The sequence below is a fragment of the uncultured Granulicatella sp. genome (genome assembly GCF_963515615.1).
Lineage (GTDB): Bacteria > Bacillota > Bacilli > Lactobacillales > Aerococcaceae > Granulicatella.
The window spans coordinates 1-4,177 of the sequence record NZ_CAUPZT010000076.1; the positions used below are offsets into that span (position 1 = coordinate 1).

Below are 4,177 nucleotides of genomic sequence, written 5' to 3' on the forward strand. Positions count from 1 at the left end.
CTCCAACTGGTCCACCAATTACGAATTTTCCTGTTGGATTAATGAAATAACGTGTTTCATCATCTAACAATTCACTTGGTACAACTGGTTTAACAACATATTCTAAAACATCACGATGAATTTGTTCTTGAGAAACTTCTTCATCATGTTGTGTACTGACAACAATCGTATCAATACGTTTTACTTTATGGTCAGTAGTGTATTCAACAGTTACTTGAACTTTACCGTCTGGTCCTAAATAATCTAATTGTTTTTCTTTACGAACTTTTGCTAATTGATAAGCTAATTGATGACTTAGATAAATTGGCATTGGTAAGTAAGTATCTGTTTCATTAGTTGCAAAACCAAACATTAACCCTTGATCGCCAGCTCCAAACTCTTCTTGCTGTCCACGAGTTTCTAAAGCATCATTAACCCCCATTGCAATATCTGGTGATTGCTTATCTAAAGAAACCATTACGGCAACGCTATCCGCATCATAGCCATACTTACGATCAGCATAACCAATGTTGCGAATAGTATCTCTAGCAATTTGTTGATAATCGACTGTAGCGGTTGTTGTAATTTCACCAACTAATACGACTAAACCTGTATTAACGACTGTTTCGCAGGCAACACGAGCGGTTGGATCTTGTGCTAAAATAGCATCTAATACTCCATCACTAATTTGATCTGCGATTTTATCGGGATGTCCTTCTGTAACAGATTCCGATGTAAATAAAATTTTTTCCATTTGTTTTTCCCCCATTCAATTCCGGTTACAAGGCATCTACACATTGTGTATCCTCTCGGGAATATCATATTTTTTAAGACTCAACTATTATAGCATTATTTTTCAAAATTCCTAGCATAATTTGCCTATTTTATTCATTTATTTTGTGAAAATGTTATGTAATCGTTTAAATTCTGCTTGACAAGCTGGATTAATTTACCTATCATGAAAATAAAAAAGTAAATTCGAGGTAATTTATATGTCCGTAAATTCATTGGCACATCCAGAAATACCTTATATGAAGCAATTGACAAATCCATTATGGAGTTTCTTTTTAGCTCCTATCAGTTTTTCATTTTTAGGATTTTTTCTAGCCATTAAAACAAATGCTATTCCAATTTCTGACGTACTCGTATTATATTTTTTCTTGTTTATCATTCATCTACAAGAAATGATGTATTCCAAATTTTATAAAGTTCCAAAACGTGGTCAATCAGTTGTACTACTACTAACAAACTTCTTGTTACTGTTACCAATCGTTTATTTTGTTCAAAGTTTTGGAATCCGAATTGGGATTATTGCAGCACTACTCGTTGGTGTCAATCATAGTTGGATTTTCCATTTACAATCGAATCATCCAGCTTATGCATATCATGTACTATTAAATAGCTTAGCAAAATTCACTGTAGGAAATTTTTTAATGTATTATATGATGACACATCAAATTCCTAACAGCATTTTCCAAGTATTTTTATGCTTTGCTATTTTTGGAATTAGTATCATTCAATTTAAACAAAAAGCTACTGAGCGTTCTAATTCTGAGAAGTTAGAATATCCGGTTTGGAGCCTATTTTTATCATTTGTATTTAACTTATGTTGGATTATTGCTTATCCAGTTAGTTTTTATCTTGTAGGATCTCACTTTTCAGTATTTGCTTTAATTTTAATTGGTATTAGTGGAATTATTCCGATTTTGTATCATCTTCTTTTAAAGAAATCGGCTAAACCTAGTCGTATCGGTACTTATTTCTATTGGTACGCTACATTATTAACGATTTTAATTGGAATTTTTTATCAATTGTAGAAAAATCCCTTCGTCGTAAAAGATGAAGGGATTTTTTAGCACAAAAAATTTTAGCACAAAAAAACCTTCTTGATTCCTCAAGAAGGTTAATCTTTCTATTAACGACGACGTTCTTGGATACGTGCTGCTTTACCACGTAAGTTACGTAAGTAATATAATTTAGCACGACGAACTTTACCGTAACGAACTACTTCGATTTGTGCTACACGTGGAGTGTGTAATGGGAATGTACGTTCCACACCAACACCGTTAGAAACTTTACGTACTGTATAAGTTTCGCTGATACCAGCACCACGACGTTTAATAACAACACCTTCGAAGATTTGGATACGCTCACGAGTTCCTTCAACTACCTTAGCGTGAACACGTACAGTGTCACCAGGGCGGAAAGCAGGAATATCAGAACGTAATTGTTCTTGTGTTAAGCTATCGATTAATTTGCTCATGTTTTTTCTCCTTCCAACAAACATTCATGATTTGGCAAAATATCCAATCAGCGGAATATCGTTCTATATGGACAGTCTCCTATCCACTTTTGTGAGTTTATCATATAAATGAATACTTGTAAAGTATTTTTACTTTACTTTTTAAAATTTTCTTTTGGGTGTTTTAAAGTCATTCCATATAAGGAAAGTACATGAGAATCCTCTATAAAACAAAATTAGTTTTCAACTTTTAATGAACTTTTTTACTACATCATTATTCGATTATTTCTCATTCATACTCTCTTCTTGAATAATTTCTTGTAATAATTTTTTTTCTTCTTTATCTAATGAATAATTCTCTAATAAATCAGGTCTTCTTTGATAGGTTCTTCTTAAAGATTCTTTTTTCTGCCATGTAGCAATTTTGGCATGATTTCCACTAAATAATACTTCCGGAACTTCCATTCCTTCATATGCTCTTGGACGAGTATATTGAGGATGCTCTAATAATCCCATCGAATGAGAATCCCCAATAGCTGATTCGTAATTGCCTAGTACATCAGGAATTAAACGAACCGTGGCATCAATCATGACCATTGCTCCCAATTCTCCACCCGTTAAAACAAAATCCCCAATAGAATATTCATCGGTAACGAGCGTTCGAATACGTTCATCATATCCTTCATAATGTCCACAAATGAAAACAAGATGTTCTTCTTTGGCTAATTCTTCTGCATCGGATTGACTAAATTTTTTCCCTGCAGGATCTAGTAAAATCACTCTCTTTTTAGTTTCCGGGGTTTTCTGCTCTAAATCTTTTAATGCACGGTCAATCGGTTCTACTTTTAATAATAAACCGGCTCCTCCACCAAAAACATAATCATCTACTCGATTATGTTTATGAAAGGCAAAATCTCTAAAATCAATCGTATCAAATGTAATTTTTTCTTTCTCAATAGCTCTTTTCATCATCGATTGTTCCATTGGAGCAAACATTTCAGGGAATAATGTTAAAACATCAATTCTCATTTTAGTCAAACAACCCTTCTAATACATGGATATACGCTTGTTTATTTTCTTTATCAATTTTATAAACAACTGGTTCGATAAATGGAATTAATAAATCTTTCTTCCCTTTTTGTTTTACGACCCAAACATCATTGGAACCTGGAGATAATATTTCAGATACTTTCCCTAAATGTTCTCCTTCATCCGTAATGATTTCTAATCCAACGACTTCATGATAATATAATTCATCATCTTCCAATTCTTCCAGAGCATCGCTTGACACTTTTAACAAACAATCTCTATAACCTTCCACATCTTCAATTCGAGGATGATCTTCAAAAGTTAATAAATCAAAATTTTTATGACGTCGATGACTTTTAATCGTTAGTAATTTTTCGAATTCTCCATCTCTAAATAAGGCTAATTCTACTCCTTTTTGATAACGTTCTTCTGCAAAGTCTGTTGTAGAAATTACACGAACTTCCCCTTTTAATCCTTGTGTATTTACAATTTTTCCTACTTTAAAATATTGTGACATTTTTTACTTCCTCCTCACAATTCATTACTGTTATCATACGTGAGAATCAAACAAAATTGCAAACAAAATCCATTTTTAATGGAACATATAAAAAAGTTCAACAACTTCTAAGAGAAATTGTTGAACTTTTTTCTAGTCATTGTTTTCAATGCTTAAACGAACACGTTTTTGGTTTTTAGTGCTAACACTATAAACAATTGTACGAATTGCACGAGCAACACGTCCTTGTTTTCCAATTACACGTCCAATATCTTCAGAATTCACACGTAATGTGTATTCTAAATATTCATCTGATTCTGCAACTTCAATAGTTACATCATCTGGAAAATCAACCAATGGTTGAACAATTGCTAAAATTAATTCACGAATATCAGGCATTCTTTTCACCTCTTTACCGAATTATCTCGATG

Annotated in this window: 6 protein-coding genes and 1 riboswitch; of the genes, 1 reads left to right on the forward strand and 5 read right to left on the reverse strand. The window is 32.7% G+C overall.

Features of this window, described 5'->3' with window-relative positions:
- The coding region (gene metK / locus RYL55_RS08385) for a methionine adenosyltransferase (protein ID WP_315008623.1) at nucleotides 1-733 on the reverse strand (733 nt) is incomplete at its 3' end.
- Nucleotides 731-808, reverse strand: a riboswitch (SMK box riboswitch). (Overlaps the previous gene by 3 nt.)
- A gap of 163 nt (nucleotides 809-971) precedes the next feature.
- Between metK and RYL55_RS08390 the strand changes: the two genes are divergently transcribed.
- Nucleotides 972-1,796 carry a hypothetical protein gene (locus RYL55_RS08390; protein ID WP_315008625.1) on the forward strand — a complete coding sequence of 275 codons (825 nt, stop codon included), beginning with the start codon at nucleotides 972-974 and terminating at the stop codon, nucleotides 1,794-1,796.
- A gap of 98 nt (nucleotides 1,797-1,894) precedes the next feature.
- Here RYL55_RS08390 and rplS read toward each other — a convergent pair whose 3' ends face one another.
- The 4 genes from rplS to RYL55_RS08410 all read right to left on the reverse strand — a co-directional run bounded on the left by rplS (nucleotide 1,895) and on the right by RYL55_RS08410 (nucleotide 4,145).
- A complete protein-coding gene (gene rplS / locus RYL55_RS08395; RefSeq protein ID WP_006702870.1) occupies nucleotides 1,895-2,242 on the reverse strand; it encodes a 50S ribosomal protein L19 in 348 nt (115 codons plus the stop codon).
- A 261-nt stretch (nucleotides 2,243-2,503) separates the two neighbouring features.
- Nucleotides 2,504-3,250 carry a tRNA (guanosine(37)-N1)-methyltransferase TrmD gene (gene trmD, locus RYL55_RS08400; protein WP_315008631.1) on the reverse strand — a complete coding sequence of 249 codons (747 nt, stop codon included), beginning with the start codon at nucleotides 3,248-3,250 and terminating at the stop codon, nucleotides 2,504-2,506.
- A 1-nt stretch (nucleotide 3,251) separates the two neighbouring features.
- A complete protein-coding gene (gene rimM, locus RYL55_RS08405) occupies nucleotides 3,252-3,767 on the reverse strand; it encodes a ribosome maturation factor RimM (RefSeq protein ID WP_315008627.1) in 516 nt (171 codons plus the stop codon).
- 132 nt (nucleotides 3,768-3,899) lie between these two features.
- Complete coding sequence (locus tag RYL55_RS08410) at nucleotides 3,900-4,145, reverse strand: KH domain-containing protein (protein WP_315008629.1); 246 nt, start codon at nucleotides 4,143-4,145, stop codon at nucleotides 3,900-3,902.
- Between the last annotated feature and the right edge of the window lie 32 nt (nucleotides 4,146-4,177).

What these genes read in the sequence shown, in the direction of transcription:
- trmD (WP_315008631.1), bottom strand. Translation starts at nt 3,250, where the DNA reads ATGAGAATTGATGTTTTAACATTATTCCCTGAAATGTTTGCTCCAATG.
- RYL55_RS08390 (WP_315008625.1), top strand. Translation starts at nt 972, where the DNA reads ATGTCCGTAAATTCATTGGCACATCCAGAAATACCTTATATGAAGCAA.
- rimM (WP_315008627.1), bottom strand. Translation starts at nt 3,767, where the DNA reads ATGTCACAATATTTTAAAGTAGGAAAAATTGTAAATACACAAGGATTA.
- RYL55_RS08410 (WP_315008629.1), bottom strand. Translation starts at nt 4,145, where the DNA reads ATGCCTGATATTCGTGAATTAATTTTAGCAATTGTTCAACCATTGGTT.
- rplS (WP_006702870.1), bottom strand. Translation starts at nt 2,242, where the DNA reads ATGAGCAAATTAATCGATAGCTTAACACAAGAACAATTACGTTCTGAT.